The sequence below is a fragment of the Mycobacterium sp. 1245852.3 genome, from assembly GCF_001669335.1.
GTDB classification, from domain to species: Bacteria; Actinomycetota; Actinomycetes; order Mycobacteriales; family Mycobacteriaceae; genus Mycobacterium; species Mycobacterium europaeum_A.
Genome location: NZ_LZLL01000576.1, coordinates 1 through 5,073, shown reverse-complemented (window position 1 = coordinate 5,073; position 5,073 = coordinate 1). Strand labels below are relative to the sequence as shown.

General features: G+C 68.1%; 6 protein-coding genes and 1 pseudogene. 5 read left to right on the top strand and 2 right to left on the bottom strand.

Annotated elements, in window-relative coordinates; all coding sequences use genetic code 11:
- The 3 genes and pseudogenes from A9W96_RS31850 to A9W96_RS26840 form a co-directional block, all read left to right on the top strand.
- Window positions 1–137 (top strand): annotated as a pseudogene (locus A9W96_RS31850) (thioesterase family protein); the annotation flags it as partial.
- 4 nt (window positions 138–141) lie between these two features.
- Window positions 142–1,062 (top strand): LLM class F420-dependent oxidoreductase, encoded by a 921-nt coding sequence (locus A9W96_RS26845; protein WP_067144347.1) that lies wholly within the window; start codon window positions 142–144, stop codon window positions 1,060–1,062.
- Window positions 1,062–2,252 carry an acyl-CoA dehydrogenase family protein gene (locus tag A9W96_RS26840; RefSeq protein ID WP_066882096.1) on the top strand — a complete coding sequence of 397 codons (1,191 nt, stop codon included), beginning with the start codon at window positions 1,062–1,064 and terminating at the stop codon, window positions 2,250–2,252. The genes A9W96_RS26845 and A9W96_RS26840 overlap by 1 nt, the downstream gene beginning before the upstream one ends.
- Here A9W96_RS26840 and A9W96_RS26835 read toward each other — a convergent pair.
- The gene (locus tag A9W96_RS26835) at window positions 2,236–2,922 is read right to left on the bottom strand and encodes a DUF427 domain-containing protein (protein ID WP_067144345.1); all 687 of its coding nucleotides are present in this window, start codon (window positions 2,920–2,922) and stop codon (window positions 2,236–2,238) included. The genes A9W96_RS26840 and A9W96_RS26835 overlap by 17 nt on opposite strands.
- Window positions 2,923–2,967: 45 nt before the next feature.
- Window positions 2,968–3,450: a helix-turn-helix domain-containing protein gene (locus A9W96_RS26830; RefSeq protein WP_067144349.1), complete on the bottom strand. Its 483-nt coding sequence runs from the start codon at window positions 3,448–3,450 to the stop codon at window positions 2,968–2,970.
- A gap of 91 nt (window positions 3,451–3,541) precedes the next feature.
- On the opposite strand from A9W96_RS26830, the gene A9W96_RS26825 reads away from it, so the two are divergent.
- Window positions 3,542–4,453, top strand: coding sequence for an NmrA family NAD(P)-binding protein (locus tag A9W96_RS26825; protein WP_066861537.1), 912 nt, complete (start codon window positions 3,542–3,544; stop codon window positions 4,451–4,453).
- 64 nt (window positions 4,454–4,517) lie between these two features.
- Window positions 4,518–5,073, top strand: a 556-nt coding sequence (locus A9W96_RS26820; RefSeq protein WP_197499667.1) for a CoA transferase, incomplete at its 3' end; no start/stop codon positions are given.

Here is a 5,073-nt window from a genome sequence, read left to right as displayed (position 1 = left end):
TCGGCGCGGGCATGTCGTACGTGCGCGGGACCGTGCACTCCGAAGAGGGCGAGCTGCTGGCCTCCTTCGCCCAGGAGGCGCTGATCCGCCCGCTGCGCACCAGCGACACGGCGATCGACTCCCGCGCGCGGTTCTAACGCCATGCGGTTCACCATCACCCACCCGATGCACAGTCATCCGTACAACCCGGAGCTGGTGAGCGGGGACGGGATCGGCAAGGTGGCCGCCGCGACCGAGGCGGCCGGAATCCACGGTTTCGGCTTCACCGACCATCCGGCGCCCTCGCAGCGCTGGCTGGAGGCCGGCGGACACGATGCGTTGGATCCCTTTGTCGCCTTGGGTTTCGCGGCGGCGACGACGTCCACGCTGCGGCTGATCCCCAACATCGTGGTGCTCCCGTACCGAAACCCGTTCGTGGTGGCCAAGTCCGGCGCCACCCTGGACCTGCTCTCGGGTGGGCGGTTCACGCTCGCGGTGGGCGTGGGTTACCTCAAGCGCGAGTTTGCGGCCCTGGGCGTCAGCTACGACGAGCGCGCCGAGCTGTTCGAGGAGTCGCTGCAGGTGATCCGGGCCATCTGGACCGGCGACGATATCTCCTTTGACGGCAAGCATTTCAGCGCGCGTGGCATTACCGCGCATCCCCGCCCGGTCAGCGATCCGCACCCGCCGATCTGGATCGGGGGCAACACGTCGTCCTCGCGGCAGCGGGTGGCCCAGTACGGCGACGGGTGGTGCCCGTTCCCCGCGCCGCCACAGCTGGCCCAAACGGCCGGCACCGCCGTCATCGACTCCGTGCAAAAGCTCGCCGACGGCATCGACGACCTGCGGCGCAGATGCGATGCCGCGCAACGGGATTGGACGTCGATCGACATCACGTTCACCAACTTCGAGGGCGGCAGCATCACCGACGACGACTTCAACGCCGACGCCTACCTGCACGGCTTGGAGAAGCTGGAGAAGCTGGGCGTCACGTGGGTCAGCGTTCACCTGCCCGGTGACAGCCTGACGCACGCGCTCGAAACCCTCGACCGGTTCCGCACCCTGGTCATCGACGCGGCCTGATGGACTTCTCCCGCGTCGACCTTTCGCCCGAGGATCAGAAATTCCTCGATGAGACCCGGGCGTTCATGGCCGAACACGTCACCGACGAGGTGCTTCGGCGCGATCGTGAGACCGGTGAAAACTTCAGTGAGCCGGTGCATCTGGCGCTAGGCGAAGCGGGTTATCTGACGTCGGACTGGTACCAGGAGTCCGAAGGGGGATTCGACCCGGTGCGCCGGCGAATCTTCCACCTCGAGATCGGTCGCGCCCACACCCCGTGGTTCCACTGGGGCACCACGGCGGTGGTCGCGCGGTTGGTCAAGCAATTCGGCGCGCCCGAACTCGCCGACGCGATCCTGCCGGGCGTGCTATCCGGGGAGATCCGGCTCTGCCTGGGCTACACCGAACCCGAGGGCGGGTCCGACGTCGCCACCTGCAAGACCCGGGCCGTGCGGGAGGCGGATGGGTCTAGCTGGATTATCAATGGCTCCAAGATGTTCACCTCGAACGCGCAGAACGCCAAGTACGTCTTCCTGCTCACCAACACCGATCCGCAAGGCCCGAAACACAAGAACCTCACCATGTTCCTGGTGCCGCTGGATTCGCCAGGCATCGAGATCCAGGGCATCCGCACGCTGGACGGTGACCGCACCAACATCGTCTATTACAGCGACGTGCGGGTCGATGACCTGTACCGGATCGGTGAGGTCAACGGCGGCTGGACGGTGATGCGGTTCGCCCTCGACGCCGAGCACGGCATCACCGACCCCCAAGACCATGGCCTGCAGAACATTTCGATGCTCTCGGAGCACGGCCACCTGATGGCCGAGGTGGCCGACGGGGTCGCGGCGATTCTGTCGAGACCCGATGCGGCGGGCCGGCGGCCGATCGACGACGACGCGATCAAATACCGGTTCGGGCGCAGCATGGCCCGCATCGAGGCCGCCATGTCCACCCCCGGAATGTATGGGCGGGTGGCGCTCATCCAGACCATGCGTGAGGTGTCCCAGGAACTGATGGACCTGCTCGGGACGGCATCGGCATTGCCCACCGACACACCGGGTTCGGCGGACTTCGCCGATAATGGTGCCATCGAGTTCATCTTCCGGCACGCCGTGCCCGCCGGCATCTACGGCGGCACCATGGAGGTGTTCCGCAATATGATCGCCCAGCACGAGCTGGGGCTCGGGCGTCCTAGCTACGGGCGCTGACCGGCAGTTCGGCCGTCACTTCGACGCGGGTCTCGTCGAAACTCAGAAACCCCTTGATGGGCAGGCTTTCCGGCGGCGGGCCGGGGTAGCTCCACGCGACGTCGGCCACGACATGGTCGCCCGAGGCGAACGACCAGTAAGTCGCGAAACCTTTGTAATTGCAGTAACTCTCGGTCTCGGAGCGCCGCAGCAGATCGGTGCGCACGTGAGCCGGGTCGACGTAGAGCCGCGGGGCGAGCGCGGTCTCGAACACGATCACCGTGTCGTCGGTGTCCACCAGCGTGGCGCCCTCGACGCGGACGCGCAGGCGCCGCCGGGTCGGACGGCAATCGACGCGGTGATAGGGATTGGGCGGGTAGTGCACGAGCCTGCGCCCCTCTTCCAGCCAGGTGTCGACCGCGTCCCAGGGCACCTGGACGAAACCCGGCGCTTCGGGTTCGGGCTCGCTCGGTAGGTCGCCGACCTCGTCGGCGGCGAAGGCGTAGCTCAGCGGTCGGCCCCGGCGGTGCACCATCAGCGCCCGCTCGGTGTCGATCACCACCCGCCCGTCCTTGACGGCCTGCACCCGCCGGGGATGCGGTTCGACGTAGACGACGTCGTCGGGGATCGCGGGCGAGAAGCGTCCCGCGGGATCGCTGCTGAGCGGACCCCGCCCGGCCACCAGACTCATGTGTGCCTCCCGGTTGCTTGCCCTCGCTCTAGCCAATCATGGGCGTCACCGCGACGGGGCGTGGGCGCGTTGGATCCGGATGTCGGCCGAGCGCTTTCCCGGTGCGCCGGTGTCGGTGGTCACGCGTACCCCGACGGCCCGGCCGGTCTCGGCGTCGACGAACGCCAGCCTGTTGGGACCGTCCTGCAGGTAGGCGTCTCCCCACTGCACCAGCGCCATGAACACCGGCAGGAAGTCCTCGCCGGCCTCGGTCAGGCGGTACTCGTCGCGGGCGCGCTGCCCCGGCTCGCGATAGGGAACCCGCGCGACGATGCCCGCCGCCTCGAGCTGCTTGAGCGCCCGCGATACCGCCGGTGCCGACGTCGCGATGCGTTCCACGAAATCCTCGAACCGTGTTGTGCCGAAGAACAATTCGCGGACCACCTGGAACGCCGTCTTGGTGCTCAGCAGTTCGAGGACCTTCGACATCGAACAGCCCTCACCGATCGACCACTGCCGGCGATCCTGCAGCCGGTTCTCGAACTCCATCACGATCCCCTTTTGGCTAACGCTTGCGTTATCCAGCATATCGTGCTTGTATCTTACTAACGACATCGTTAGTCAGCAGGGAGCTAGGAAAATGTCATCGGATCAGCTGTTCCTCATCACCGCGGCGACGGGCAATACCGGTGCGCCCACCGTCGAGTTTCTGCTCGCCGCCGGGCACCGGGTGCGCGCGTTCGTGCACCGTATCGACCAGCGCTCCGAGGCGCTGGCGGGCCTGGGCGCGGAGATCGTCGAGGGTGACCTGCTCGACTTTCACGCCGTCAGCTCCGCGATGACCGGCGTCAGCGCCGCCTACTTCTGCTACCCGATCGCCCCGGGCAGCCTGCTGCCGGCCACGGCCATCTTCGCCCAGGCCGCCAGCGAGGCGGGCGTTCGGGCGGTGGTCAACATGTCCCAGATATCCGCGCGGCGTGAGGCGAAAAGTCATGCCGCACAGCAGCACTGGATCGCCGAGCGATTGCTGGACCGCTTCGCCTTCGGCACCACTCATCTGCGTCCGACCTTCTTCGCCGAGTGGCTCAAATGGCAATGGTCGCGCAGTGGCGACGAGGGCGTGCTGCGGCTGCCGTTCGGCACCGGGCGCCACGCTCCCATCGCCGGGCGCGACCAGGGCGGCGTCATCGCGGCCATCCTGCAGAACCCGGCCCCGCACGATCGGCAGATTTATCCGCTGGTGGGCGCCGAGGAACTCGACCACTACGGGATCGCCGAGCAGATGTCGGAGGCGCTCGGCATCGCCGTGCGCTACGAGCCGATCGGGATTCCCGCCTTCGCCGCGGCGCTAACCGCGCAGGGCCGCCCGGAGTTCTTCGTCCAGCACCTCAGCAGCGTCGCGCAGGACTACCAGGACGGCGTCTTCGCGGGAGAGAACAACCTGGTCGAGGTGATCAGCGGGCGCAGCCCGATGACCGTCGCCGACTACGTCGACGCCAACCGCGCCGCCTTCGACCGCGACGGCAGCTTCGCGGTGCGGCAGGCGAGCTGAGGCCGCACCGCCGAATCGGGGGCATGCGTGCGCCCGGGCGCGGCGACAGGGTAGGAACTTACCCATGGCGGGACCGGTAGCAGGCGTCAAAGTCGTCGAACTCGGGGTCTGGGTGGCCGGGCCGGCCGCCGGCGGCATCCTGGCGGACTGGGGCGCCGACGTGATCAAGATCGAGCCGCCCACCGGTGATCCGGCGCGCATGTTCGGCCGCATGCTGGGCTGCGATCTGGGCCTGAACCCACCGTTCGAGATGGACAACCGGTCCAAGCGCAGCGTCGTACTGGACCTGGGCACCGACGCGGGCCGCGACACCGCCTTCGAATTGCTCTCCGACGCAGACGTTTTCCTGACCAACGTGCGCCCCGGCGCCCTGCAGCGCCTCGGCCTGGACTTCGAGTCGGTGTCGGCGGCCAACCCCCGCCTCGTTTACGGGCTCATCACCGGATACGGCGAAAGCGGGCCCGACGCCGATCGCGCCGCCTTCGACGTGGCCGCCTTCTGGTCGCGGGCCGGGGTGGCGCACCTGCTCACCCGCCCCGGCGACACGCCCCCGTTCCAGCGCGGCGGCATGGGCGACCACTCCGCCGGGATGACGATGGCCGCGGCCGTGTGCGCGGCGC

Bases quoted from the DNA above. Each gene is read 5' to 3' on its own strand.
- A9W96_RS26845 (WP_067144347.1), top strand. From the start codon at position 142: ATGCGGTTCACCATCACCCACCCGATGCACAGTCATCCGTACAACCCG.
- A9W96_RS26840 (WP_066882096.1), top strand. From the start codon at position 1,062: ATGGACTTCTCCCGCGTCGACCTTTCGCCCGAGGATCAGAAATTCCTC.
- A9W96_RS26835 (WP_067144345.1), bottom strand. From the start codon at position 2,922: ATGAGTCTGGTGGCCGGGCGGGGTCCGCTCAGCAGCGATCCCGCGGGA.
- A9W96_RS26830 (WP_067144349.1), bottom strand. From the start codon at position 3,450: ATGGAGTTCGAGAACCGGCTGCAGGATCGCCGGCAGTGGTCGATCGGT.
- A9W96_RS26825 (WP_066861537.1), top strand. From the start codon at position 3,542: ATGTCATCGGATCAGCTGTTCCTCATCACCGCGGCGACGGGCAATACC.